The sequence below is a fragment of the Microbacterium sp. M4A5_1d genome, assembly GCF_053345465.1.
The window spans coordinates 269,056-293,887 of record NZ_JBKFAD010000003.1; the positions used below are offsets into that span (position 1 = coordinate 269,056).

A 24,832-nucleotide genomic window follows, 5' to 3' on the forward strand; every position below is an offset into this window, starting at 1 on the left:
GGGTTCCTTCGGTCAGGGCTCAGCGACGCTCGGCGAGCGCGCGGTCGAACTCGTTGCGGGATGCGCGGGTGGGTGTGTCGGCGGCGGGGCGGGTGTGGTGGCCGCGGGGGTAGTAGTGGAGGGCGCAGACGCCGCGGGCGTAGTTGACGGCGGCGGTGAGGGCGCCGAGCTCGACGGTGGGTCCCATCCAGACGCGGACGGGCTTCTCGTCGGCGCCGGTGGGCTGGACCCAGTAGTAGGGGCGGACGGTCCAGGTGAGGACGTCGCGGCGGGTCGCGCCGAACGTCTGCTTGCGTGCGGGTTGGCGGCGGACGAGCCATCTGCGGTGGTTCATGCTGCGGCCTCGTGTTCGTTCCAGTAGTTGGCGGGAAGGCCGAGGAAGCGGCGGTCGCGTTCGATGGTCTTGACGTCGACGCCGAGGCGGGCGGAGAGCTCGGGGTCAAAGAGGCCGAGGCGATGAAGCTCGCGGAGGGCGATGTGGCGTTCCTCGCGGGTGAGTCGTACAGGCTGGCCGTCGACGGCGAGAGCGATCGCGATCTCGTCGACGCCGGCGTCCTCCCCCTGCTGCGGTTCGGGGTCGGTGTCGATGTCGTCCCAACCGAGGGGCGGCGTCCAAGCGCCGGCGGCGGCGCGTTTTATTGAGGCGGTGCGGTCGCGGCGCTGGATAGTGGTGCCTGCCGGTGCGGGCTGGTTCCACATGCGCTCATAGGCGGCATCGATCGCGCGGTGCACGGCGACGGTGATCTGCCGGCCTTCCCGCTGGAAGGTGCGCACCGTCGATCTCGGGAGCCCCGCGGCGGTGGCGATCGCGGCGCCGGTCCATCCGAGGCACGCGAGCGCTTGCACGCGGCGGACGGCGCCGGTGGCGGGGATAAGGGTGCCCGGGTCGAGGTCGTCGATGGTGGGCGCGACGGAGAGAATCGCGGCGGCGATGCGGCCACGCATCCAGGTCGACCGGTCGTTCATACAGCGCCAGACGGTTCGCGCCTCGATGCCGGCTGCTCGGGCGATTTGAGCGTGGCTGTACCCGAAGCGCTGCAGGATCATGATGTGCACGCGGACGGCGCCGAGAGGCGTGCGGCCGTTGTCCCACCGCCCGTAGAGCTTGAGTCGGCTCACACGGCGTGCGTGGTCGGTGTTGTGGTCCCGGCACGGCTGGCAGCCGCATTTATGGGCGGTGTAGCAGCTCAGCGTCTCGGCGTGCTTGTGGTCAGGCGGGCACACCTGGTCGCGGCCGGTCATGCGAACACCACCGCGGCGATCAGGCTGCCAACCGCGATGGCGCCGGAGACGGTGGCGACATGCGCCCACGCGGTCGCGGCGGTGTCGGGGGCGTAGTCGAAGGGCTCGTCGATCATCGGAGCACCACTCGGACAGTGAGCTCGGCGAGCGCGGGGATGCCGAAGACGATGGCGGGGGCCGCGACCGCGGCGGTGATCCAGTCGCGGACGGTGGGGGTGTCGGGGTTGTGGGTTCTCATGGTGGGTTCCTGAGGAGGTCGGTCAGTCGAAGAGGGTCGCGGGCACCAGCGGTGGTGCTTTTGCGGGTGGCGCGAGGTCGGCGAGGATGCGCTCGAGCTCGGCCAGCCCGGTCGGGGTGACGTAGATCTGCAGGTAGCGGTGGGCCTTGTTGCGGCCCTTCGGCCCGACGCTGACGGCGTGGACGACGAGGTAGCCCTGGTTGTGGGGGTGGGCGGTGATGATCCAGTGCGAGGACGCGTCGTTGCGTTCGATCCACCCGAGGCGGTCGAGGTGGTCGAAGAGGCCGTCGCGGCCGAGGCGGATGCCGAGCCGGTCGGCGAGGTGCTTCGCGGCCGCGGCGACCGTGTAGGAACCGACGACGGTGCCGGCGGGGCGTTCGGCGGCGGCGAGGGTCTCGGCGGCGGTAAGGCGCGGGAGCTCGGCGACGAGCCACTCCATGAAGTCGTGGGCCTGCTCGATATCGTTCGCGTCGTCGCGGATGCGGTTCACCGCGGCATCGAGAGGGATGTAAGTCACACCGCCGACGTCGATCGAGTGCTCGTCGTCGACGACGAGGAGATCACCGGTCCCCCACGGCGGGATACCGGCGATCGCCTCGACGTCGTCACGCGACAGGTACACGTACGGGCGGTCGACCAGGACACGGAGGTCGCGGCCGTCGACCCGGTGGATGAGCTGGCGGGGCTGCTGCAGCTCGACCACGGCACTCACCGCTCCCCCACGCCGGCAGCGATCTCGTCGTCATCGGCGGGGCCGTGCTCGACGAGACAGCACCCCGACTCGACGACCCGACGGGCTCGACGCGGACGACCGTGCAGGAGAGCCGCCACGACGAGCAGCGCGACGGCCACGAGCAGCGCGACGACGAGGATGCCGTCACCGGTCGGGGTGATGCCGGCGCCCGAGTCTGCGGTAGCCGCGGCGGGCGCGACACCGGCAAGCGCGATCGCGATGCCGACGGCGGACGCGGCCAGCGCTTCGCGGGTGGTGATGTGGGTGGCCGCACCCAGGGGGGCGGGTGCGGCCACCGTCGACGCGTTGGGGACCGCGTCGGGTGCCGGCGCGCTGGGGGTGCGCGCCGGGGCCTCGGTCTGGGGAACCGAGGAGCTGAGGGGGTGACGGGCGGTCATGCTGCGTCACCGCGGGTCTTGACGCGGCTGCCCTTGACCCACGCGATGATGTCCTCGCGGTCGTAGAGCACCACGTTGCCGTCGTGGCCGGTGGGCTTGTGGAAGGGCGGGTCCTGCAGGCGCTTGCGACGAGCCTTGAGCATGTCGAGGGTCACGCCAGGGAGCATGTTGCAGACGTCGCGGGGCGACATCCACACGGTGTCTTCGGTGTTGGGCTGAGCTGCCGCCGTTCTCATCGTCGAGACGTTCGACATCAGCTCTGCACCTTGCGCTCGCTTGCAAGCTGCTCGACGGACACCTCAAGCCACTCCGCGGCGGTCTCGATCTCCGCCATGTTGAAGGGCTCGTGGCCGTTGAGTCTGCGAGAGACGTAGTTGCGGCTGCGCTTGAGCGCGGCTGCGAGGTCGCCGACCTCGCGTCTTTGGACGAGCAGCTCGACTCTGAGGCCGTCGGCCACACGCTGCCACCAGGCGGTCTTCGTCGTGGTTCCCATACAGGCACGGTAACCCTAGTGAGGCACAAATGCAATCTCCGACGGGTCCCGTGTCCTTAAACGGGTACGCTGACCGCATGGCTGCTGGATCGCAAGGAGAAGCGACCGGGCTGGCGCAGGACGTCGCTCGGTACGTGCAACGACAGATCGTTGAGCGAGGACTGTCGTACGACGACGTCGCTCAGGCGATCGGGATGTCGAAGACCTACACCGCGAAGAGGATCACGGGCACACTCGTCTTCACGCTCCGTGACTTCGAGCTGCTGGCCGAGATGTTCGACCTCGACCCGGAGGAGCTCCTCGCTCGCGTGCAGCTTCCCGAAGCCGCTGCGTTCGAGGGTCGTCTTGTGCCGCGCTACGAGGTGGTGTCACGCAAGGGCGAGAGGGTGCTCCGCCGCGTCACCGACGCCGACCCTGCGATGGGCGACGACAACGTGATCGAAGGCCGCTTCGGCCGCAATGTCGGTGGCACCACGAAGGATCTTGCGGAGGTCGCATCACCGATCGCGCACAACGACGACGAGACGGACGACAGCTACGACGCCTGACCTGGGGAGGACCACGGCGCATGGACGACTTACTCAAGCTCGCCGACGAGCTCGGGCTCACGGTCATCGAGGCGTACGGCCAGCACACCGGCGGATACCGCCCTGGCGATCGCGTGATCCGGCTGCAGCCCGGAATGCGGCGACGCGTTGCCCGGTCGGTGCTCGCACACGAAATCGCTCACCACGTGCTCGAACATCGACCGACGGAGTTCGGACCCGTCCGCTACCGACAGGAGCGACACGCGAACGAATGGGCCGCGCAGCACCTCATCGACCACGAGCACTACATCGAGGTCGAGCGACTGCGTGACGGCCACGAGCCCTCCATGGCTCACGACCTGGACGTCGCCCCCGAGATCCTGTCCGTCTACCGGGGCATGCTGCAGCGCCTCGGCGACCGCATCTACTTCGACCCGCACATGGGAACCGGCATGTGGACCCACCGGCACGAGGTGGCCTGATGGCCGGCTCGATCACGAAATACCCCACCGCGGCAGGCCCGCGATACCGGGTTCGCTACCGGAAGCCGGACCACAGGCAGACGGACAAGCGGGGCTTCAAGACGAAGCGTGAAGCGGAGATCTTCCTCGCCTCGGTGACGATCGCAAAAGCCGTCGGCGACTACATCGACCCCGCGCTCTCGCGCGTCACCGTCGATCACCTCGCCGACCGGTGGCTCGCCGGCAAGCGACCGCCCGCGATGAAGCCCTCGGCCTACGAGCCGCTCGCGATCGCGTGGCGCCTACACGTGCAACCGCGATGGGGACAGCGCGAGATCCGCAGCATCGTTCCCTCAGAGGTGCAGGAGTGGGTCACCACGATGGGCCAGCCCCTCGGCGAGCGCCCGGGCAAGTCGGCGACGGTCGTGCTGCGCGCCCTCGGTGTGCTCGCCGGCATCCTCGACATGGCGATCGACGACGGCCGCATGAAGAAGAACCCCGCCCGTGGGCTGAAGAACCTCCCGAAGAAGCAGAAGCGCAAGCCGGGGCGCTCGTACCTGTCGATCGACCAGGTGCACGCGCTGGCGGCCGAGGCACGCTACCCAGCGCTCGTGCTCGTGCTCGCCTACACCGGTCTGCGATGGGGTGAAGCGACCGCGCTGCGAGTGCGCCACCTGAACACGGTGCGCCGCCGGCTGCACGTCGAGGAGAACGCTGTGCAGGTCGACGGGGTCATCCACCTCGGCACGCCGAAGTCTTCCGAGCACCGGCACGTGCCCTACCCGAAGTTCCTCGAGCCGTACCTGGTGCAGCTAACCGCTGGCAAAGGGCCCGAGGCGCTGCTGTTCGGCGACGGTCTCGTGCACCTCCGCCCCTCGCGCGTCGGCACTGGGTGGTTCGAGGGAGCTGTCTCGCGCGCTCGAGCAGCCGATCCGACCTTCCCCCGCATCACGCCCCACGACCTCCGCCACACGGCTGCCTCGATCGCCGTGAGCACCGGAGCCAACGTCAAGGCCGTGCAGCACATGCTCGGCCACGAGTCGGCGTCGATGACGCTCGACACGTACGCCGACCTGCTCCCCGACGACCTCGAGGCGGTCGCCGACCGGATGGATGCCGCGACCCGCGCTGCGAGTGTGGGCAAACCGTGGGCAAGCGCCCTCGCCTGACACAAGCGAAGAGGCCCCGATCCCAGTGTTTCCACGGGATCGGGGCCTCTTCTATTCTGAGCCGCCTAAGGGAATCGAACCCTTGACCTATTCATTACGAGTGAATCGCTCTGCCGTCTGAGCTAAGGCGGCGCGCGTCGCTGTGCGATGCACGATCAGCAATGTTACATGGTCTCCGACCCCGTCGCGAACCGGGGGCGCGGCCGACGCCCTTATATCGGGAGACGCCGTGTTACGCGACGATTACTCCCCGTCCACCCGTGGCGCTTACCGTCGGAGGGCACCGCGATGAGGCGAGCGCGACCCCGGTCGCGCACGGGCGGGTCACCGCCCCGCGGTGCCCGATCCGAGGAGCACCACTCATGTCCAAGCGACTTCTGACCGCGGCCGCCCTGGCCCTCCCCCTGACCCTCCTGCTCGGCGCGTGCGCGTCGAACGCCAGCGCCGGCGACGCCGGTGACGCCGCGCAGGACGGCCCGGTGCGCATCGGCGTCGTGGGCGCGGGCGACCCCTACTGGGAGACCTACAAGGAGGCCGCGGCCGAGGAAGGCATCGAGGTCGACATCGTCGACTTCACCGAGTACACGCAGCCCAACCCCGCGCTGTCGGCCGACGAGCTGGACCTCAATCAGTTCCAGCACATCATCTACCTCGCGACCTACAACGTGAACGCGGGAGACGACCTCGTGGCCGTCGGCTCGACAGCGACCTACCCGCTGGGCCTGTACTCGACGCAGTACGACTCGGTCGACGACATCCCCGAAGGCGCCACCGTCGCCGTCCCCAACGACGAGAGCAACCAGGCCCGCGGTCTGCTCGTGCTGCAGGCGCAGGGCCTCATCGAGCTCAAGGACGGCGGCACGGTGTTCTCGACGACCGCGGACGTCGAGCCCGGCTCGAAGGTCAAGGTCGAGGCGCTCGACGCCGCCCTCACCGCGACGTCGCTGCCCGATGTCGCCGCCGCGATCATCAACAACGACTTCGTCGAGGATGCCGGCCTGAAGTTCGACGACGCGCTCGCGACCGACGACCCCAGCGACCCGAGCGCGCAGCCGTACATCAACATCTTCGCCGCGAAGGCCGAGGACGCCGACAACCCGACCTACCAGAAGCTCGTCGAGATCTTCCAGGACACCCAGGCGGTCACCGACGGACTGCAGGAGGCGTCCGGCGGCTCGGCCGTGCTCGTGAAGACGCCGAAGGACGAGCTGGCTTCCGCCCTGAAGCAGGTCGAGGACGACATCCGCGCCAACCAGTGACATCCCCGCGTGTGCGGCCCGCTCCCCCGGACGGGCCGCACACGCATGTCCCGTTCGAGGAGCCCCGCATGACCCTCATCCGCCTGTCCGGCGTGACCAAACGCTTCCCACCGTCCACCAAGGGCGGCGAGCCCGTCGTCGCGGTCGATGACGTCGACCTTGAGATCGAGGCCGGAACCGTGTGCGGCATCGTCGGGTACTCCGGCGCGGGAAAGAGCACGGTGCTGCGCCTGGTCAACGCCCTCGAGACGCCGACGAGCGGCAGCGTCGAGATCGACGGCCGCGACATCACGGGACTCCGCGAGCGCGAGCTGCGCACCCTGCGCGGTGACATCGGCATGATCTTCCAGCAGTTCAACCTGTTCGACTCGCGAACTGTCGCGGGCAACGTGGCGTACCCGCTCGAGGTCGCCGGACGCTCGCGTGCCGAGGTCAAACAACGCGTGGCCGAACTGCTGGAGTTCGTCGGGCTCTCGGGCAAGGCCAAGAACTACCCCGAACAGCTCTCGGGCGGGCAGCGGCAGCGCGTCGGCATCGCGCGGGCGCTGGCCACGAGCCCCCGCATCCTGCTGGCCGACGAGGCGACGAGCGCTCTCGACCCCGACACGACCCAGGAGGTGCTCGCCCTCCTGAAGCGCATCAACACCGAGCTCGGCGTGACGATCCTCGTCATCACCCACGAGATGGAAGTCGTCCGCGCGATCGCCGACCGCGTCGTCGTGATGGAGCACGGACGCGTCATCGAGAGCGGCGACGTGTTCGACGTTCTCTCGGCACCGTCGCACGACGCCACGCGCCGCTTCGTGGCGAGCATCATCGATGAGGCGCCCACGGGCGACAAGCTCGCGGCACTTCGCGCCCGGCATCCCGGCCGCATCGTCACGTTCACGATCCGCGAGGGCGAGTCGCCGCAGGCGGACGTGTTCGCGGCGCTGTCGTCGCACGGCGTACGGTTCGAGCTCATCCACGGCGGCATCAACGACATCCGCGGTCGCGTCTTCGGCCATCTGACCCTCGCTCTGTCGGGTGAGAAGGACGCCGTCGACCGTGCCGTGGCGGCGGCATCCGCCCACGCACCGCTCATCGAGGAGGACTCCCGTGGATAGGCTCATCGACCTGCTCCCCGACCTCTGGCCGGCGACGGCCGAGACGCTCTACATGATCACGCTGAGCCTCGTGTTCGGCGGTATCGCGGGCTTCCTTATCGGCCTCGCACTGTACGCGACCCGGGCCGGCAGCCTGTTCCCCAACCGCGTCGTGTTCGGCATCGTCAATGTGATCGTCAACACGTTCCGGCCGATCCCGTTCATCATCTTCATGGCCGCGGTTCAGCCGCTCGCCCGCGCGTTCAGCATCCGCGGCATCGGCATCGAGTTCGCCGTCTTCGCGATCTCGATCGCGTCGATGTTCGCCATCGGACGCATCGTCGAGCAGAACCTGCTGACGGTGCGCCCTGGGGTGATCGAGGCTGCCCGCGCCGCCGGTGCGAGCCGCTCGCGCATCCTGTTCCGGCTGGTCCCCCGCGAGTCGCTCGGACCGCTCGTGCTCGGCTACACCTTCATCGTGGTCGCGCTCGTCGACATGACCGCGGTCGCCGGCGCGATCGCGGCGGGTGGCCTCGGTCAGTTCGCGCTGGTGAACGGCTTCCGTCAGTTCAACCCGTGGGTGACCTGGGCGGCCGTGATCATCATCATCCTGCTCGTGCAGGGCGTACAGTTCCTCGGCAACGCCCTCGCGCGCCGCATCCTTCGACGCTGATACCCGCCGAGGTCCCCGTTGGGCGGGGTCCGCGCCCGTCGAGGTCCCAGTTCGGCCGGGTATGGCGGCATCATTCCCGGCCCGAGTGGGACCTCGGGGGCGGGGGCTAGCCTGGCGGCATGCTTTCGGATGCCGATCTGGTTCGCATCGCGCGTGATGTTGCAGCGACGCCGGGCGTGGTCGCGGTGGCGCTCGGAGGCAGCCGCGCGCGCGGCACGCATGCCGCCGGCTCGGACGTCGATCTCGGCGTCTACGTCGACGGGCGAACATTCGACCGCGGCGTCCTCTCCGCGTCGGTGTCTCGCTGGGCCGGGACGTCGGTCACCATCGGACCGGCCGGGAGCTGGGGCCCGTGGGTGGACAGCGGCGCGTGGGCGACGATCGCGGGAATGCCCGTCGACGTCATCATCCGCGACGCCGACCGCGTTCGAGCTCAGGTCGCGAGGGCTCGCCGCGGCGAGTTCGCCTTCCACGCACAGCCGGGGCATCCATTCGGGTTCCTGGACGTCGCATACGCCGGCGAGGTCGCGCTCGCGAAGCCGCTCGTGGATGGCGCGGGTTTCCTGCGCGATAGCTCCGCTGCCCTCATTCCCTACCCCGAGCCGCTGCGGCAGGCCTTCCTCGACGATCTGTGGCAGGTGGATTTCCTCGTGGACGCCGCAGCGAAGGTCGCTGGTCGCGGCGACACCGCCTACCTCAGTCTCTGCCTGAGCAACGCGGCCGTGCGGCTCGGGTACGCGTGGCACGCCGACGCCAGAGCCTGGGCGATCAACGAGAAGGGCATCGTCCCGGGAGTCTCTCGTCTGATCTCGGCCCCGGCCGACTTCGACATCCGGGTCGCCGCTGCTCTCAGCGCGCTCAACGCCTCACCCGAGGGCGCGCGGGCAGCGGTCGAGATGCTCCGGACCCTGCCTCGCCCGTCCTGACCACCGCCGAGGTCCCACGTGGGCCGGTTTCAGCGGCCCCGTTCCCGGGCGAACTGGGACCTCGCGCGGCAAGCTGGGAGCTGGGGGGGATGCCGAGGGAGCAGAGACCTAGCGGCAGACGAGGCCGTCCTCGGGCACCGTGTCGTCGAGGAAGAAGGCCTCGACCGCGTCGTCGACGCACGAGTTGCCCTTCTGGAACCCGGTGTGCCCCTCGCCCTCTCGCGTGACGAGCACGCCCGAGGCGAGCTGATCGGCGAGCGATTCCGACCACTCGTACGGAGTGGCGGGATCGTTGGTCGTGCCCACGACGACGATCGGCGCGGCACCGTCGGCGGTGATCTCGCCGCGGGTACCGGTGGGCGGGTACGGCCAGACTGCGCAGGCGTCGACGCCCTCCCAGTACGGTGCGACCGTCGGCGCTTCCACCGCGAGGCGCGCCTTCGACGCGGCCTCGGCCTCGGGGTCGTTCTCGACCGGGTAGTCCATGCAGTTGTACGCGCGGAACGCCTCGGACGAGTTGTCCGAGTACTGCCCATCGGGCGTGCGCGCGTAGTAGAAGTCGGCGAGCAGGAACGCCGTCTGCGGGTCGCCCGCCAGCGTCTGCGAGAGAGCCTGCCGCAGGATCGGCCAGTTGTCCTGCGAGTACAGCGCGGCGATGATCGCGGTCATGAGCGAGTCGGCGCCGAGCCGGCGACCGTCGGATGCCGGCAGGGGCGAGGCGTCCACGCTCGCAAGCAGCGTCCCGAGGTCGGTCATCGCGTCATCGACGCTCCCTCGGAAGGGGCAGTCCTCTTCCTCGATGCAGGCCGCCATGAACGCGCGCAGCGCCGACTCGAAGCCGACCGCCTGGGTGGCGCTGACATCGAGAGACGACACGCTCGGGTCGATCGCACCGTCGAGCACGAGACGCCCGACGTTCTCGGGGTAGAGCTTGGCGTAGGTCGCCCCGAGGAAGGTTCCGTACGAGTACCCGAGGTAGTTGAGCTTCTCGTCGCCGAGCACCGCACGCAGCAGATCCATGTCGCGCGCGGCGAACTCGGTCGTGATGAAGGGCAGGATGCCGCCGCTGTTCTCGTCGCAGGCGGCGGCGAACTGCTCGTTGCGGGCGGTCAACTCCGCTTCCCACTCGGGCGTACCGCGAGGGGCGGCCGGGATGTCGAAGAAGTAGGCGTCGGTGCCCGCGGCGTCGAAGCACGCGACGGCGCTCGAGCGGCCCACGCCGCGCGGGTCGAACCCGATGACGTCGTAGGCGTCGGCCAGCACTGACCCGACCGCGAACTGGGCGCTGTCGGCGATCAGGTCGTACCCGCTCGCGCCGGGACCGCCGGGATTGACCAGCAGCGACCCGAGCGCTTCGCCCGATCCCGCCGCCCGCCGCACGACCGCGAGCTCGATCTCGCCCGCGGACGGATCGTTCCAGTCACGCGGCGCGCGCACCGTCGTGCAATCGTATGAACCCGAGTCGGCGCCCACGCAGGACTCCCATTCGAGTTCCTGCCCGTAGAACGGCATCAGATCCGCTGAGACGCCCTCGGTGACAGGTGTGCGGCTCGGCGCCGGCGAGGCCTGATCGGAGCTTCCCTTGAAGACGCATCCGGTGAGGACCGTCACCGTGGCCGCGGCGATCGCGATGACGGTGACCAGACGACGGGGAGCTTTCACGGTGTCCTTCCGCTGGCGACGGTGATGAGCATGCTCTCGAGGGCGAGCAGGGGGGCCGCGTTGCCTTCGAGGGCGCTCCGGGTGGCCGAGATGCGATCGAGCACGACGAGCGTGCGGTCGGGAGTCCATGCCGACGCGAGAGCGGCGAGCTCGCTCGTCAGCTCGCGATTGATGAGGTCGCCCTCCCGGCCGAACTGCAGCATCAGCGTGTCGCGGTACATCGATTCGAGATCGGTGAGGACCCTATCGATGCCGTCGCGCAGGCTGCGCGTCGCCCGACGCTTCTGCTCGTCCTCGAGCGCGCTGAGCTGACCGCGCACGGCGGGCGGCACGGGTGCACCCGGAGCGACCCCGAGCGTACGCCGGAGCGCCTCGCGCTCGGACTCGTCGCGTTCGGCCGTCAGAGCCTTGGCATCTTCCGTCGCGGCGCTCACGATGCGACCGGCCGTCTCGACGGCGTCGGACACCCCGCGCACCGCCAGTACCGCGCGCAGCGTCGCATCGCGGCGCTCCCGAGAGGCGGCATCCGTCGCGAGGCGCTGAGCCATACCGATGTGGCGCTGGGCGAGACGAGCGGACTGCTCGGCCACCGCTTCGTCGACGCCCGTGCGCGCGGAGATGAGCCGTGCGACATCCACCACGTCGGGCTCACGCAGTCGCAGTGTCCGCACGCGCGAGCGGATCGTCGGCAGCAGATCGGCATCACTCGGCGCGCACAGCACCCAGACCGTCTGCTCTGGCGGCTCTTCGAGAGCCTTGAGCAGAACGTTGCTCGTCCGCTCGACCATCCGGTCGGCGTCTTCGACGACGATGACGCGGTAGCGACCGAGAGACGGCGAGAAGTACGACCGTTCGACGAGCGCTCGGGCGTCACGGATGGAGATGACCACGCCCTCCGTGCGGAGGGCCGTGAGATCGGGATGCGTGCCCGCGAGGACCTGCCGCATCGCGCCCTCATCCCCCGGCTCGGCGATCAGCGCTGCCGCGAACGCGTGCGCGAGCGTCGAACGCCCCGAGCCGGGCGGTCCCGTGATGAGCCAGGCGTGCGCGAGCTGCGCGGGGTCGGATGCCGCGGCCTGCAGCGCCGCGACGGCCGAGTCCTGACCCCAGACCTCGCCCCACGGCGGCGCGAGCGGAGCGGAGGCGGTCATGGGTCCAGCCTACGGGGAGCCCCCGACCTCGGTTACCCCGCGCCGCGCGGGCCACAGTCCGCCGCCCGCGCCGACTCAGCCGCGCAGCGAACGTTCGACGCGTGCGCGGATCTCGACGGACAGGTCGACCGGCGGACGGGATGCGTCGAGCACGAGGAACCGCTCGGGTTCCGCGGCGGCGAGCCTGAGGAAGGCGGTGCGCACACGCTCGTGAAAATCGGCCTTCTCGGCCTCGAGCCGGTCGAACGGTTTGTCGTCGGCGTCGAGACGTGCTCGGGCGGCGGCGGGGTCGAGGTCGAGCAGCACCGTGATGTCGGGCAGCGCGCCGTCGGTGGCCCACAGCGAGAGGTCGCGCACCTCACCGGCATCCAGGACCCGCCCGGCCCCTTGGTAGGCCACGGACGAATCGAGGTACCGATCCTGCACGACGACGGCGCCGCGTACGAGGGCCGGACGGACCACGGTCGCGACGTGGTGAGCGCGGTCGGCGGCGTACAGCAGGGCTTCGGCGCGCGGAGCGATGTCTCCCCGGTGGTGCAGGACAATGTCGCGGATGAGCACGCCCACGTCGCTGCCGCCCGGCTCGCGCGTGCGAACGACCTCGCGTCCGCCCTCGCGGAGCCAGGCCTCGAGAGCGGTCGCCTGGGTGGTCTTCCCCGACCCGTCGCCGCCCTCGAGGGTGATCCAGAGTCCGCGGTCGGCGGAGCCGGTCACTTCTTCTTTGCCGCGGGCTTGCGCGTCGTCGTGGTCTTGCGCGCCGCCGCCTTGCGCTTGGGCGCCGGTCCCTTAGCGCGCTTGTCGGCGAGCAGCTGAACGGCGCGTTCGAACGTGACCTCTTCGGCGTTCTCACCGCGCGGGATCGTCGCGTTGGTCTCGCCGTCGGTGACGTAGGGACCGAAGCGGCCGTCCTTGAGCTTGATCGGCTTGCCGCTGGTGGGGTCGGCTTCGAACTCCTTGAGCGCACTGGACGCCGCGCGAGCGCCGTACTTGGGCTGCGCGTAGACGGCGAGGGCTTCCTCGAGCGTGATGTCGAACAACTGCTGCTCGCTCGCGAGCGTGCGCGAGTCGGTGCCCTTCTTCAGGTACGGACCGTAGCGGCCGTTCTGCGCGGTGATCTCGTTGCCCGACTCGGGGTCGACGCCCACGACGCGAGGAAGCGACAGCAGCTTGAGCGCCTGTTCGAGGTCGACCGTGTCGACGCTCATCGACTTGAAGAGCGACGCGGTCCGCGGCTTGGGGGCCGATTCCTTCTTCTTCGTCGTCTTCTTCTTGGCGGGGGCGACCTCACCGGTCGCCTCGTCGACGGTCTCCTCGGGCTCGGGCTCGAGCTCCTGCACGTAGGGGCCGAAGCGTCCGTCCTTGACGACGATGAGCTTGCCGTTCTCGGGGTTCTCACCGAGGACGCGGTCACCGGCGACGGGAGCGTCGATGAGTTCCTGCGCCTTCTCGGGCGTCAGCTCGTCGGGCGCGAGATCGTCCGGAACGTTGACGATGCGCGTCTCGCCCTCGCCGACGGGGACGTCGAGGTACGGCCCGTACTTGCCGAACCGCAGAGTCGCCACGTCGCCGATGGGCGTCGCGTTGAGCTCGCGGGCGTCGATGTCACCGAGGTTCTCGACGATGTTGCGCAGGCCCACGTGGTTGTCCGAGCCGAAGTAGAACTCCTTCAGCCACGCCTCGCGCGCCTGCTCACCCCGGGCGATGGCGTCGAGGTCGTCCTCGAGCGCGGCCGTGAAGTCGTAGTCGACGAGGTCGGAGAAGTGCTGCTCGAGCAGCCGCACGACGCTGAACGAGAGCCAGCTGGGGACGAGCGCCTGGCCACGCTTGGTGACGTAGCCGCGCTCGAGGATGACGTCGATGATGCTCGCGAAGGTCGACGGACGGCCGATGCCCTTCTCCTCGAGCGCCTTGACGAGGCTCGCCTCGGTGTAGCGGGGCTTGGGGCTCGTCGCGTGCCCCTTGGGCTCGACATCCGACAGCGCGAGCTCGTCGCCCACGGCGACGGCCGGCAGCGACTGGTCGGCGGAGCGGTCGTTGTCGCCGCGCTTCTCGTCGTTGCCCTCTTCGTACGCCTCGAGGAAGCCCTTGAAGGTGTAGACGGTGCCGGATGCCGTGAAAGCGGCCCGCTTGCCGGCTGCGTCGACCTCGAGCGTGACGGTCGTGGTCTCGTACTTCGCGTCGGACATCTGGCTGGCGACGGTGCGCTTCCAGATGAGGTCGTACAGGCGCTGCTCGTCGCGGTCGAGACCGGACGCGACGGATGCAGGCGTGCGGAACTCCTCGCCCGACGGGCGGATCGCCTCGTGCGCCTCCTGGGCGTTCTTGGCGTTGTTGCGGTACGAGCGCGGGCTCGCGGGAACCGCACGGTCACCGTACAGCGCGACCGCCTGCGTGCGCGCGGCCGTCACGGCCTGCGCCGAGAGCGCGGTCGAGTCGGTACGCATATAGGTGATGTAGCCCTTCTCGTAGAGACGCTGGGCGACGCTCATCGCGTGCTTGGCGCTCATCGAGAGCTTGCGGCCGGCCTCCTGCTGCATCGTGGAGGTCGTGAAGGGCGGCTTGGGGCTGCGGGTTCCGGGCTTGGCCTCGACCGCGGTGACGGCGGCGGTGGCGGCCTTCTCGATCGCTGCGGCGAGTTCGCGGGCATCCTTCTCGCTGAGGACGACGACCGCCTTCTTGAGCGAACCGGTGTCATCGAAGTCGGTGCCGCGGGCCAGCGGGGCGCCGTCGAGACGTGCCAGACGGGTCGAGAACGAGCCGCCGTCCTTCGCCGCGTGGGCCTCGATGTCCCAATACGACGCCGAGACGAACGACATCCGCTCGCGCTCGCGCTCGACCACCATGCGAGTGGCGGCGGACTGCACGCGGCCGGCGCTCAGCGCCTGGCCGTCGCGGCCGGAACCGATCTTGCGCCAGAGCACGGGCGAGACGTCCCACCCGTACAGGCGGTCGAGGACGCGGCGGGTCTCCTGCGCGTTGACCAGTGCGAGGTCGAGCTCGCGGGTGTTGTCGGCGGCCGCGCGGATCGCGTCCTTGGTGATCTCGTGGAAGACCATGCGCTTGACGGGGACCTTGGGCTTGAGCACCTCGAGCAGGTGCCAGGCGATCGCCTCGCCCTCGCGGTCTTCATCGGTGGCGAGCAGGACCTCGTCGGCGTCCTTCAGGGCGCGCTTGAGCTCGGCAACGGTCTTGGTCTTGCGATCGCTGACCACGTAATACGCATCGAAGCCGTTCTCGACGTCGATGGAGTACTTGCCGTACGCCTGCTTCTTGTCGGCCGGGATGTCCTCTTTCTTAGCGAGGTCCCGGATGTGCCCGACCGAGCTGAGCACTTCGTACTCGTCGCCCAGGTAGCCCTGGATCGACTTCATCTTGGTCGGGGACTCGACGATGACGAGTTTCTTGCCGCCTGCCACGAGTCTTCCTTTCTCCAGCGCACACCATACACGCGCCACACGGTGGAGGATGCTGGGAACGGCGCGCCATATCCTCCCGTCGGCATGCCAGGACTCACGAGCCGCGCGGGCGCGCGCGGGCACGCGGAATACACCCTTCACAGGCCCGTCTGCGACGGCACGATGCGACGGGGTTCAGCCGGGAATCACGCATTGCGGATGACCGGCACGCGCGGGATGCCGGGCGCCTCCTACGATCGCAGCAAGCCGGCGGTTCCTGATCAGTCCCACTCGGCCAGGCCCGGTGGCTGAGGCGACCGGGCCGCTCCCCTGGGCGGCGGGTTCACGACCGCGGTCGAGACATCGAATGAGTCACTCCGGCGGGCCGGCCCGGGCGCGCGCCTGAACGGCGAATACGCCGGCCGACGACCCGACCGCGACGGTGGCGACCACGCCGTCCACCTCGCACGCGGTGAGCGCGAGCCCCGACCGTGCGACGACGTGCCCGGCTCGCTCGCACGGCACTCCCCCGACGAACCCGAGCGCGGCATCGGCCGCCGCGAGCGCCGCCGTGTCGGCGACGGCAGACACCCGCGCCGACTGGATCGCCGCGACTCCCGCCAGGGCGCAGCCCGCCGCGACCGTCGCCGTCACTGCCAGAACGCCGATGGCCGTCGCGACGCCCGCCATCAGAGCCCTCCGGAGAGCGCGCAGCTCTCCGCGCGCAGTGACGGCAGCGGCAGCGGGATCGCATGATCGGCCGTCACGATCGCGCACGTGAGGTCCGCCTCGGATCGCACGTCGAGCACGGCACCCCCTGCCGCGGCCTGCACCACCGCCGCCGCCCGCCCGGGATCCTCGCCCCGCGCGACGAGCCGCGCGGCCTGAGCAGCCGCATGCTCGAGCCGGATCTGCGTGCCCGCCGCCGCCAACGCGGCGACGGCGAGCAGCACCAGGAGCATCGCCGCCGGAACGACGACCGCGAACTCGGCGGCCACCGAGCCGCGCTCGTCTCGGCGTAACCTCATTCGACGGTCAACGCCCGCCGCACGAGATCGGTGAGGATGCCGCGCACCTCGTCGCTGCGCATGATCATCACCAGCAGGCCCGCGAAGGCGACGGCGGCCATCGTCGCGATGGCGTACTCCGCCGTCGCGGCGCCGGACTCGTCGGCGAAGAGCCTCGCAGCGCGCGCTCGCGTCAATCGAGGAAGGGATCGGTTCATGTTCGCTCCGTTCTGTCGTTGAGTGTTCGGATCGGGCACGGTGGGCACGGTCTGGGTCTGGTCGGACGTGAGCGCGCTCGCGCGGGGGTAGCGACGTCACAGCGTCACCGAGGTGCTCGTCATCGCGCTGAGGAGCATCGGCGCGACGCCGATCAGGAGGAACGCGGGCAGGGTGCAGACCCCGAGCGGCAGCAGCAGCCGTGATGTCAGCTGCGCCGCCCGCATCCGCCCCTCGATGCGGGCGCGGTGGCGCTCGAGCTCCGCGGTGGCGCGCAGAAGGTCCACCGCCGGCACGCCTGCCGAGGTCGAGAGATCGAGGACGTCTCGGTCGGCATCCGCCGGCGAGACGTCGACGGATGCCAGTACCTCCTCCGCACGGCCGATCGATACGCCGCTCGACAGCGCGATCGCGAGGAGTTCCGCCGACATGCCCGGGATACCACCGCCCGGCCGGGCGCGAGCTACGAGACGACGTGTCCACACGTGCGCGCCCACCATCAGCAGCGCCCCGACGACGAGGCACGCTGCGCCCACAGGGTGCTGCAGCGTGGCGAGCACATCGAAACCGAGCAGCAGTGCCAGCGCGACGGCGGCGAGCGGCAGCCACCCGACCAGGCGCGCCGTGGCCGTCGGCTCGGCGAGCGCGACGCGGATGTCGTCACGAGCTGCCTCGGCGTCGCGGAGCGCCTCGGCCATCCCGCGCAGCGTGCGCGCGAGCGGGGCGCCCACCGTCGTCGCGACCTGCCAGGCTTCGGCGACCTCGCGCCAGGCGCCCTCCTCGGCAGCGATGGCGTCGGCGAGCGGTCGGCCCGCTCGTCGTCGTTCGTGCACGCGCCGAGGTGCCGAGTCACCCGAGGCGGCGAGGTGCTCCCAGGCCCGGTCGGGTGCGATGCCTGCTTCGAGGAGCACGGCGAGACGATGCAGGACGGGTGCGACATCCGCCGCTGCAGCATCCGACTCAGCCGCGGAACGGCGCCAGCGCCAAGTCCGCGTCATGCCTGTTCCTCGATCCCGAGGCGCCCGTCTCTGAGGACCGGGCGGGCGATCCCCATGACCCGTCGCACACCGTCGACGTTTCCTACGTGGACGACCGCGCCGATCGCGCTCACCACCTGGCGGGCGACGCCGTGATCGTCGAGGCCCGCCAGCGCACCGAGCGCCTCGAGCCGGGCCGGGACCTCAGCCAGACCGCTCGCGTGCACCGTCCCTGCTCCGCCCTGGTGCCCCGTGTTGAGGGCGGTCAGCAACTCGCGGACCTCTTCGTCGCGGCACTCGCCCACCACGAGCCGATCGGGCCGCATGCGCAGCGCCTCCCGGACCAGCCGAGCGAGCGGCACAGCTCCGGCGCCTTCGAGATTGGGCTGGCGCGCCTCGAGCCTCACATGGTGCGGGTGATCGAGCCTCAGCTCGGCGACATCCTCGATCGTGACGATCCGGTCGGTCGGGCTCGCGGCCGAGAGCAGCGCTGCGAGGAGCGTCGTCTTGCCGGCGCCCGTCGCCCCTGTGACGAGGAGGTTGGTGCGCTCCTCGACGAGCCGACGAAGGTCCGCGGCGACCGCGGTGTCGAACATGCCTCGCTGCTCGAGATCGGCCAGACTCAGTTGCTCGACCGCGGGGAGCCGGATCGAGATCACCGACCCCTCGCAGGCCACCGGCGAAAGCACGGCGTGCACCCGGATGCCGCCGGCCCAGCGCACGTCGGCACAGGGCGTAGCGTCATCGAGATGACGCCCGCCGAGGGCGATCAACGCGACGGCGAGAGCGCGCACCTCCGCCTCATTCGGACGCCACCCCTCGACGGCCTCGGTGCCCCGGCCGCGGTCGATGAAGACGCCGCGTTCCCCATTGACGAAGACATCGGTCACATCGGGATCGAGCAGGTACTCGCGCAGCGGGTCGAGCGCCGCATCATCGGGGAGCTGTCGCCGCGGTCCCGGCACCGACGCCGGTTCGCCGCGTGAGGCCGCAGCCGAGCCCGGGCGCGGAACGACGACGAATGCTGATGCCATGCCCCAACACTAGAAAGCGCCCCCGCCCTCATTCGCGGGCCGCCGCCATTCGTGGCACAAGCCGTGTCTTATCCCCGTTGGGGAGGAACCGGAACGAGACACTGGCATGGTGGTTCAGGACGAGTCGACCGGTGCGGTTCACCGCAACACGGGCTTCCGATGGTTGTGGGCGTCGAATGCCCTCCAGGAGACCGGACGCCAGTTCGCGACACTCGCCCTGTCGGTGACGGCGGTGGCCGTCCTCGGAGCCGAGGCGTGGCAGGTCGGTGTCATCTCCGCGCTCGGCCTGAGCGCCTATCTCGTGATCGGTCTCCCGGCCGGCGTCTGGGTCGACCGGTGGCCTAAGAGGCCCGTCCTCGTGTGCACCGAGCTCATCCGTGCTGTCGCTGCGGCGAGCGTCGCGGTCGCGTACATCGCCGGCTGGCTCTCGGTGTGGCAGCTCATGGGGGTCGCCGCGATCATCAGCGTGACGTCGGTATTCTCCGACACGGCGCAGACGGCGTTCACCCCGGCCATCGTCGGGCCGTCGCGGGTATCCGAGGCAACGGCTCGAATCCAGTCGACCGACGCCTCGATGCAGGTCGTCGGCCCCGCGCTGGCAGCAGCCGTGCTCACACGCCTGGCGGCACCGCTCCTCTACGTCATCACGTCGGTCACCGGCATCCTGGCCGCCGTCGCGGCCTCGCTCATCCGCGCACCGGAGCCTCGCGAGAAGGGTGTCGCCCCTCCCCCGTTCTGGGCGTCGCTCGTCGAGGGGATCGCGTTCGTCCGGCGGCATCCCGTTCTCCGGACCATGCTCGTCACGAATGCCCTCATCAACGCCGGCGCCGGCGTCTTCGCAACGCTGATCGTTCTCGTCGCCCTCGACGACCTCGGGATGACCGCGAGCGGCTACGCGCTCGCGAGCGGCATCGGGGCGACCGGGGCCATCATCGGGTCGTTCGTCGCCATGCGGATCCGCACCCGCCTGGGTCCCATCCGAACGATGCTCACCGGATACTGCCTGCTTCCCGTGGCCGCACTGATCCTGCCGTCGGCGTACGTGGTGCCGCTTCCCTCGGTCGTGTTCGTCGCGGGGTCGAGCTTCGCCTTCGGCCTGATCGTCGTGACGACGATGATCAGCTCCGCTGGCCTGCGCGCCGAGGTGACTCCGCCGCAGCTGATGGGACGAGCCACCGCCGCGAACCGATTCGTCACGCAGGGCGCCATGCCCCTCGGGGCACTCGTCGCGGGCATCGTCGGCAGCGCGGCATCGAACGGTGTCGCCCTGTTGCTGTCGCCTCTGCTGCTGACACTCGCAGCGGCCGCGTTCGCTCTCTCGCCGCTGCGGCCCCACCGTGCGCTGCCGGACGAGTGGAAGCACCACCTCGCCGCGTGAAACCCGGGAGAAAAGAAGAAGGACGGCACCCCACATTGGGGGATAGGGGTGCCGCCCACGCAACGTCCCGCCGCTTGGGGGGTAGGTCGGGCCGCCACGGGCGCGAACGATGTCGCAGCCACGGATCAGCTTACGCTGTCGAACCGGCTGCTACCCAATCACCGCGCGCCCACACCACCCTCGGCATGACCACCCACTATCGGCGGTAGTCTCCTGATCTCGCCGCGGTCTAGATTGACCGCACGCCGCCCGCGCGCGGGCGCCATCGACCGCGAAGGAGCGTGCCGTATGAGCAGCCAGATCGACCACCTGCTGACCGAGACCCGGCGGTTCGCGCCGTCGCCGGAGTTCGCCGCATCCGCCGTCGGCACCGCCGAGCTCTACGAGCGCGCCGCAGCCGACCGCGAGGGCTTCTGGGCAGACCAGGCCCGGGAGCTGCACTGGCACAAGCCCTTCACGCAGGTACTCGACTGGTCGAATCCCCCGTTCGCCGAGTGGTTCGCCGACGGTGAGCTGAACGTCGCGTACAACTGCCTCGACCGTCACGTCGAGGCCGGCCTCGGCGACCGTGTGGCGCTGCTGTGGGAGGGCGAGCCGGGCGATGACCGCGCTGTGACCTACGGCGAGCTCACCGATGAGGTCAAGCGCCTCGCCAACGTCCTGACCGAGCTCGGGATCGAGCAGGGCGACCGCGTCGCGATCTACATGCCGATGATCCCCGAGGCCGTCGCCGCGATGCTCGCCGTCGCCCGCGTCGGCGCCGTGCACTCCGTCGTCTTCGGCGGGTTCTCCGCCGACAGCCTGCGGACCCGCATCGACGACGCCGGAGCCAAGCTCGTGATCACCGCCGACGGCGGCTATCGCAAGGGCAAGGTCTCGCCGCTCAAGCCCGCCGTCGACCAGGCGCTGGCCGACCGGGGTACCGGCCCGCAGCTCACCGTCGAGCACGTCATCGTCGTACGGCGCGGCGGCAACGACATCGAGTGGAACGCCGAGCGCGACCTGTGGTGGCACGACGTCGTGCCCGCGGCATCCCCCGATCACGACGCGCAGGCGTTCCCCGCAGAGAACCCGCTGTTCATCCTGTACACCTCGGGCACGACGGGAAAGCCGAAGGGCATCCTGCACACCTCCGGCGGCTACCTCACGCAGGCCGCGTTCACCAACCGCGTCGTGCACGACCTGCACGCCGAGACGGACGTCTACTGGTGCACCGCCGACATCGGGTGGGTCACCGGCCACAGCTACGTCACGTACGGACCGCTCGCCAACGGCGCGACACAGGTGCTCTATGAGGGAACCCCCGACACGCCCCACTCGGGCCGCTCGTGGGAGATCATCCAGAAGTACGGCGTGACGATCTACTACACCGCCCCCACCGCGATCCGGTCCTTCATGAAGGTCGGCCGTCAGGTTCCGGCGCAGTACGACCTGTCGAGCATCCGCCTCCTCGGCTCGGTGGGCGAGCCCATCAACCCCGAGGCGTGGATGTGGTACCGCAAGGTCATCGGCGGCAAGAAGGCGCCCATCGTCGACACGTGGTGGCAGACCGAGACCGGCGCGATCATGATCTCCGCGCTGCCGGGGGTTACCGAGACCAAGCCCGGATCGGCGCAGGTCGCTCTCCCCGGCATCTCGATCGATGTGGTCGACGAGGAGGGCAACCGCGTGGGCGAGGGCAACGGCGGGCTGCTCGTCATCACCGAGCCCTGGCCGAGCATGCTGCGCGGCATCTGGGGCGACCCCGACCGCTTCGTCGAGACCTACTGGGAGAAGTTCCAGAAGCAGGGCTACTACTTCGCCGGCGACGGCGCCCGGCTCGACGACGACGGCGACATCTGGCTCATGGGCCGCGTCGACGATGTCATGAACGTCTCGGGCCACCGCCTGTCGACGACCGAGATCGAATCCGCGCTCGTCGCGCACGAATCGACCGCCGAGGCGGCCGTCGTCGGAGCCTCCGACGAGACCACGGGCCAGGCCGTCGTCGCGTTCGTGATCATCAAGCAGAGCTACCTCGACGCCCACTCCCCCGACGGTCTCGCGACGTCGCTCCGGCAATGGGTCGGCGAGCAGATCGGACCCATCGCACGGCCGCGCGACGTCTACATCGTGGGCGAGCTGCCGAAGACCCGCTCGGGCAAGATCATGCGACGATTGCTGCGGGATGTCGCCGAGGGCCGGGAGGTCGGCGACACCACGACACTCGCCGACACCGCGGTGATGTCGGTCATCAGCGCACAGCTGAAGTAGCCCGCGCGCGGGCTCGATCGCGTCACTCGGCGTCGCGATCGAGTCCGCGGGCCCGGATCTCCTCGATGTCGAGGTCGGCGAGGATGCGGCGTGCCACGAGGTCGTCGATCGTGCCGTCACGCCGCAGGCGCAGCAGCACCTCGCGCTTGCGATCGAGCATCGCCAGCCGCAGCCGCGTCGCCTCCCGGTGCCGGATGAGCGGCGAGCGCTGCGTCAAGTCGATGTCGTCGCTCACGGCGATCATCTCGAGCTGCGGCGCAGGCCGATGCCCGTCCCCGTCCGACGGTCCCGGCGGCACGGGGCCCATGCGCGACGCATCCTCGTCGGACGAGTCGTCGTCGATGTCGGCATCCGGGTCGCGTTCCTCCGCCGCCCGCTGGCGCGCGACGGCGCGGGCGTTGGCGAGCTCGAGGCGTTCGTAGCCCTCGTGCCGGGCACGGTCGCGGACACGATCGCTGACCCCGTGCTCTGCGGCGAGGTCGTCGAGCGCAGCGAGGGCGGCGCCCGAAATGGCCCGCTGGGCGAGCTCGTACTCCTCGATCGCCGCATCGTCGGCGGGCAGCTTCGCCCAGCGGATGACGACGGGCAGCAGCGGCCCCTGCACGAGCAGCGTGAGCACGATGACCCCCGCCGTAACGAACACGATCGAGTCGCGTCCCTCGACCGGCTCCCCCGAAGCCGTCGTGATCGGCACCGACAGCGCGATGGCGAGCGACACGGCGCCGCGGAACCCCGACACCGTGCTGACGACCCGAGAACGATGACGCAGCGATCTGCTCGACCCGGGCGCCGGGCGCGAGAAGGGCGAGAACAGCCACTGGAACAGGTAGCGCACGACGAAGAGGGCGACCCACGCCGCCAGAGTGACGAGAAGCAGGATGCCGATCTCCGACGGCGAGATCTCATGCAGCACCAGCTGCACCTCGAGGCCGATGAGCACGAACAGCGCTCCGTTGAGGAGGTACACCCCGAACGGCCAGGTGGCATCGGCGGCACGGCGCGACATCGCCGTCGTGATGCGCGGCGACACCCAGGCGATGATGAGCCCGGCGAAGACCACGGCGAGCACGCCGGACGCCTCGATCAGCTCGGCGATGAGGAACGCGACGAACGGAACGAGCAGCAGCGTCAGGTTGATCGTCAGGGTCGACTGCATCCGCCGCAGCGCGAGGAAGGCGAGGGCCGCGACGGCGATGCCGGCCGCAGCGCCGCCGAGATACGAGAGGAGCACCATGCCCGTGATCGAGAGGGCGCTGACCTGGTCGCCGAGCAGGAGCGAGACCGCGATGGCGTAGAGGACGAGGGCGGTGCCGTCGTTCGTAAGACTCTCGGCCTTGAGCTTCATGAAGGTGCGGGCGGGGAGCAGCCGGCCGAGCGCGGCCACCGCGGTGGCGTCGGGCGGGGCGACCGCGGCCCCGAGCACGAGCGCGGCCTCCCACGGCACCCCCAGCCAAGTCGCGACCGCCGCGACGGCGAACGCCGAGGCGACGACGAGCAGGGTGCTCATCGGCACGATGTAGCGCAGCGACCGGCGGACCGAGCGGAGCGACGTCGTCCACGCCTCGCGGAACAGCAGCACCGGCAGGAAGAGCAGCAGCACGGTCTCCGGCGGCAGCTCGATCGCCCGCAGCTCGGGCACGAACCCGAGCAGCAGACCGATCACGAGCAGCACCAGCGGCGTCGCGACGCGCAGCCGCGGCGCCAGCACGGTTCCGACCAGAAGGGCGATGCCCAGCAGAACCGTGACCTCGAGTCCCTGCATCCCTACCGCCCTTCCGCGTGGTCCACACCAGAGCGTAGAGCCGCGGGCGACCGGACGGGCGGTGTTCCGCCCGAGGTTCGCGGCGGGCGGAGAGCCCGGCGATCAGACCAGGGCGAAGACGACCTCGACCTCGACCGGGGAGTCGAGCGGCAGCACCGGCACCCCGACCGCCGACCGCGCGTGACGACCCGCGTCGCCGAAGATCTCGCCCAGCACCTCGCTCGCGCCGTTGATGACACCGGGCTGTCCCGTGAACTCGGGGACGGATGCCACGAACCCGGTCACCTTCACGACCCGAGCGAGGTTGTCGACACCGCCGGCCACATCCGCCGCGGCGGCGATGGCGTTGAGCGCGCACTGACACGCGAGCTGCTTGGCCGTGTCGGCGGCGACGAGACCGTCGCCCTCGCCGACCTTGCCGGTCGCGGGCAGCGCGCCGTCGACCATGGGCAGCTGCCCGGAGGTGTAGACGAGACCGTCGTGCTCGGTCGCGGGGATGTAGGCGGCGACGGGCGGGACGACGGGAGGAAGCTGGATGCCGAGCTCGGCCAGACGCGCCGAGACGCTCATGCGCCCGTGCCCTCGAACTGCTGGGCCGCCTGGTGGGCCGCCCCGAGACCGGCGTTGGCTGCTCCCCCGCCCACGGGACGCTTGAAGTACGCGACGAGTCCGCCCTCGGGTCCAGGAACGACCTGCACGAGCTCCCAGCCCTGCTTGCCCCAGTTGTTGAGGATCGCCGCGGTGTTGTGGATCAGCAGGGGCGTGGTGAGGTACTCCCACGTCGTCATCGGGG

28 protein-coding genes and 1 tRNA gene are annotated in these 24,832 nt (G+C 70.1%); 9 read left to right on the top strand and 20 right to left on the bottom strand.

The features are described 5' to 3' along the window. Positions 1–19 precede the first annotated feature (19 nt). The 7 genes from ACLBWJ_RS13175 to ACLBWJ_RS13205 all read right to left on the bottom strand — a co-directional run bounded on the left by ACLBWJ_RS13175 (position 20) and on the right by ACLBWJ_RS13205 (position 3,104). Positions 20–334 (bottom strand): hypothetical protein, encoded by a 315-nt coding sequence (locus ACLBWJ_RS13175; protein WP_447660504.1) that lies wholly within the window; start codon positions 332–334, stop codon positions 20–22. Continuing rightward, the gene (locus ACLBWJ_RS13180) at positions 331–1,242 is read right to left on the bottom strand and encodes a hypothetical protein (protein ID WP_447660505.1); all 912 of its coding nucleotides are present in this window, start codon (positions 1,240–1,242) and stop codon (positions 331–333) included. The genes ACLBWJ_RS13175 and ACLBWJ_RS13180 overlap by 4 nt, the downstream gene beginning before the upstream one ends. A gap of 112 nt (positions 1,243–1,354) precedes the next feature. After that, a complete protein-coding gene (locus tag ACLBWJ_RS13185; RefSeq protein ID WP_447660506.1) occupies positions 1,355–1,480 on the bottom strand; it encodes a hypothetical protein in 126 nt (41 codons plus the stop codon). A gap of 22 nt (positions 1,481–1,502) precedes the next feature. Continuing rightward, positions 1,503–2,192: a phage antirepressor KilAC domain-containing protein gene (locus tag ACLBWJ_RS13190; RefSeq protein ID WP_447660507.1), complete on the bottom strand. Its 690-nt coding sequence runs from the start codon at positions 2,190–2,192 to the stop codon at positions 1,503–1,505. Continuing rightward, positions 2,189–2,611, bottom strand: coding sequence for a hypothetical protein (locus ACLBWJ_RS13195; RefSeq protein WP_447660509.1), 423 nt, complete (start codon positions 2,609–2,611; stop codon positions 2,189–2,191). The genes ACLBWJ_RS13190 and ACLBWJ_RS13195 overlap by 4 nt, the downstream gene beginning before the upstream one ends. Further along, on the bottom strand, positions 2,608–2,865 hold the full coding sequence (locus ACLBWJ_RS13200) for a hypothetical protein (protein WP_447660510.1): 258 nt from the start codon (positions 2,863–2,865) through the stop codon (positions 2,608–2,610). Before ACLBWJ_RS13200 ends, ACLBWJ_RS13195 begins: the two co-directional genes overlap by 4 nt. Then, positions 2,865–3,104, bottom strand: a complete 240-nt coding sequence (locus tag ACLBWJ_RS13205; RefSeq protein WP_447660512.1) for a helix-turn-helix domain-containing protein — start codon at positions 3,102–3,104, stop codon at positions 2,865–2,867. The genes ACLBWJ_RS13200 and ACLBWJ_RS13205 overlap by 1 nt, the downstream gene beginning before the upstream one ends. A gap of 77 nt (positions 3,105–3,181) precedes the next feature. Between ACLBWJ_RS13205 and ACLBWJ_RS13210 the strand changes: the two genes are divergently transcribed. The 3 genes from ACLBWJ_RS13210 to ACLBWJ_RS13220 are packed head-to-tail and all read left to right on the top strand — an operon-like array spanning position 3,182 to position 5,261. Next, a complete protein-coding gene (locus tag ACLBWJ_RS13210) occupies positions 3,182–3,652 on the top strand; it encodes a helix-turn-helix domain-containing protein (RefSeq protein WP_447660513.1) in 471 nt (156 codons plus the stop codon). A gap of 20 nt (positions 3,653–3,672) precedes the next feature. Then, positions 3,673–4,113, top strand: a complete 441-nt coding sequence (locus ACLBWJ_RS13215; protein ID WP_447660514.1) for an ImmA/IrrE family metallo-endopeptidase — start codon at positions 3,673–3,675, stop codon at positions 4,111–4,113. Continuing rightward, positions 4,113–5,261, top strand: a complete 1,149-nt coding sequence (locus ACLBWJ_RS13220; protein ID WP_447660516.1) for a tyrosine-type recombinase/integrase — start codon at positions 4,113–4,115, stop codon at positions 5,259–5,261. Before ACLBWJ_RS13215 ends, ACLBWJ_RS13220 begins: the two co-directional genes overlap by 1 nt. 59 nt (positions 5,262–5,320) lie before the next feature. Here the strand turns inward: ACLBWJ_RS13220 and ACLBWJ_RS13225 are convergent. Continuing rightward, positions 5,321–5,393: transfer RNA gene (locus tag ACLBWJ_RS13225), tRNA-Thr, on the bottom strand. Positions 5,394–5,623: 230 nt separating this feature from the next. On the opposite strand from ACLBWJ_RS13225, the gene ACLBWJ_RS13230 reads away from it, so the two are divergent. The 4 genes from ACLBWJ_RS13230 to ACLBWJ_RS13245 all read left to right on the top strand — a co-directional run bounded on the left by ACLBWJ_RS13230 (position 5,624) and on the right by ACLBWJ_RS13245 (position 9,204). After that, a complete protein-coding gene (locus ACLBWJ_RS13230; protein ID WP_447660517.1) occupies positions 5,624–6,520 on the top strand; it encodes a MetQ/NlpA family ABC transporter substrate-binding protein in 897 nt (298 codons plus the stop codon). Positions 6,521–6,588: 68 nt separating this feature from the next. Next, positions 6,589–7,626 (top strand): methionine ABC transporter ATP-binding protein, encoded by a 1,038-nt coding sequence (locus ACLBWJ_RS13235; protein WP_447660518.1) that lies wholly within the window; start codon positions 6,589–6,591, stop codon positions 7,624–7,626. Next, positions 7,619–8,278: a methionine ABC transporter permease gene (locus tag ACLBWJ_RS13240; protein ID WP_181574219.1), complete on the top strand. Its 660-nt coding sequence runs from the start codon at positions 7,619–7,621 to the stop codon at positions 8,276–8,278. Before ACLBWJ_RS13235 ends, ACLBWJ_RS13240 begins: the two co-directional genes overlap by 8 nt. A gap of 119 nt (positions 8,279–8,397) precedes the next feature. Continuing rightward, positions 8,398–9,204 carry a nucleotidyltransferase domain-containing protein gene (locus ACLBWJ_RS13245; protein WP_447660519.1) on the top strand — a complete coding sequence of 269 codons (807 nt, stop codon included), beginning with the start codon at positions 8,398–8,400 and terminating at the stop codon, positions 9,202–9,204. Between the two features lie 108 nt (positions 9,205–9,312). Here ACLBWJ_RS13245 and ACLBWJ_RS13250 read toward each other — a convergent pair whose 3' ends face one another. The 9 genes from ACLBWJ_RS13250 to ACLBWJ_RS13290 form a co-directional block, all read right to left on the bottom strand. Next, positions 9,313–10,866, bottom strand: coding sequence for an alpha/beta hydrolase (locus ACLBWJ_RS13250; RefSeq protein WP_323986107.1), 1,554 nt, complete (start codon positions 10,864–10,866; stop codon positions 9,313–9,315). Further along, positions 10,863–12,017 carry a DNA polymerase III subunit delta' gene (locus tag ACLBWJ_RS13255; protein ID WP_323986109.1) on the bottom strand — a complete coding sequence of 385 codons (1,155 nt, stop codon included), beginning with the start codon at positions 12,015–12,017 and terminating at the stop codon, positions 10,863–10,865. The genes ACLBWJ_RS13250 and ACLBWJ_RS13255 overlap by 4 nt, the downstream gene beginning before the upstream one ends. 75 nt (positions 12,018–12,092) lie before the next feature. Beyond that, positions 12,093–12,731, bottom strand: a complete 639-nt coding sequence (tmk, locus tag ACLBWJ_RS13260) for a dTMP kinase (protein WP_447660520.1) — start codon at positions 12,729–12,731, stop codon at positions 12,093–12,095. Then, positions 12,728–15,433: a type I DNA topoisomerase gene (gene topA / locus ACLBWJ_RS13265; protein ID WP_447660521.1), complete on the bottom strand. Its 2,706-nt coding sequence runs from the start codon at positions 15,431–15,433 to the stop codon at positions 12,728–12,730. Before topA ends, tmk begins: the two co-directional genes overlap by 4 nt. A 351-nt stretch (positions 15,434–15,784) precedes the next feature. Next, positions 15,785–16,102 carry a helicase gene (locus ACLBWJ_RS13270; protein WP_274178734.1) on the bottom strand — a complete coding sequence of 106 codons (318 nt, stop codon included), beginning with the start codon at positions 16,100–16,102 and terminating at the stop codon, positions 15,785–15,787. Beyond that, positions 16,102–16,440 (bottom strand): TadE family type IV pilus minor pilin, encoded by a 339-nt coding sequence (locus ACLBWJ_RS13275; RefSeq protein ID WP_274178735.1) that lies wholly within the window; start codon positions 16,438–16,440, stop codon positions 16,102–16,104. The genes ACLBWJ_RS13270 and ACLBWJ_RS13275 overlap by 1 nt, the downstream gene beginning before the upstream one ends. After that, on the bottom strand, positions 16,437–16,637 hold the full coding sequence (locus ACLBWJ_RS13280; protein ID WP_114588405.1) for a DUF4244 domain-containing protein: 201 nt from the start codon (positions 16,635–16,637) through the stop codon (positions 16,437–16,439). Before ACLBWJ_RS13280 ends, ACLBWJ_RS13275 begins: the two co-directional genes overlap by 4 nt. Positions 16,638–16,733: 96 nt before the next feature. Then, positions 16,734–17,633, bottom strand: coding sequence for a type II secretion system F family protein (locus ACLBWJ_RS13285; RefSeq protein WP_274178736.1), 900 nt, complete (start codon positions 17,631–17,633; stop codon positions 16,734–16,736). Further along, positions 17,630–18,646 carry a TadA family conjugal transfer-associated ATPase gene (locus ACLBWJ_RS13290; protein ID WP_447660523.1) on the bottom strand — a complete coding sequence of 339 codons (1,017 nt, stop codon included), beginning with the start codon at positions 18,644–18,646 and terminating at the stop codon, positions 17,630–17,632. Before ACLBWJ_RS13290 ends, ACLBWJ_RS13285 begins: the two co-directional genes overlap by 4 nt. Before the next feature lie 106 nt (positions 18,647–18,752). Between ACLBWJ_RS13290 and ACLBWJ_RS13295 the strand changes: the two genes are divergently transcribed. Continuing rightward, positions 18,753–20,024 (top strand): MFS transporter, encoded by a 1,272-nt coding sequence (locus ACLBWJ_RS13295; RefSeq protein ID WP_447660524.1) that lies wholly within the window; start codon positions 18,753–18,755, stop codon positions 20,022–20,024. A 288-nt stretch (positions 20,025–20,312) separates the two neighbouring features. Continuing rightward, the gene (acs, locus tag ACLBWJ_RS13300; protein WP_404568706.1) at positions 20,313–22,277 is read left to right on the top strand and encodes an acetate--CoA ligase; all 1,965 of its coding nucleotides are present in this window, start codon (positions 20,313–20,315) and stop codon (positions 22,275–22,277) included. A gap of 22 nt (positions 22,278–22,299) precedes the next feature. On the opposite strand, the gene ACLBWJ_RS13305 is transcribed toward acs, so the two are convergent. The 3 genes from ACLBWJ_RS13305 to ACLBWJ_RS13315 form a co-directional block, all read right to left on the bottom strand. Further along, complete coding sequence (locus tag ACLBWJ_RS13305) at positions 22,300–24,039, bottom strand: Na+/H+ antiporter (protein WP_447660525.1); 1,740 nt, start codon at positions 24,037–24,039, stop codon at positions 22,300–22,302. A gap of 102 nt (positions 24,040–24,141) precedes the next feature. Further along, positions 24,142–24,609 carry a RidA family protein gene (locus tag ACLBWJ_RS13310; RefSeq protein ID WP_447660527.1) on the bottom strand — a complete coding sequence of 156 codons (468 nt, stop codon included), beginning with the start codon at positions 24,607–24,609 and terminating at the stop codon, positions 24,142–24,144. Beyond that, a complete protein-coding gene (locus tag ACLBWJ_RS13315; protein WP_094261190.1) occupies positions 24,606–24,827 on the bottom strand; it encodes a DUF4177 domain-containing protein in 222 nt (73 codons plus the stop codon). Before ACLBWJ_RS13315 ends, ACLBWJ_RS13310 begins: the two co-directional genes overlap by 4 nt. Positions 24,828–24,832: the final 5 nt, after the last annotated feature.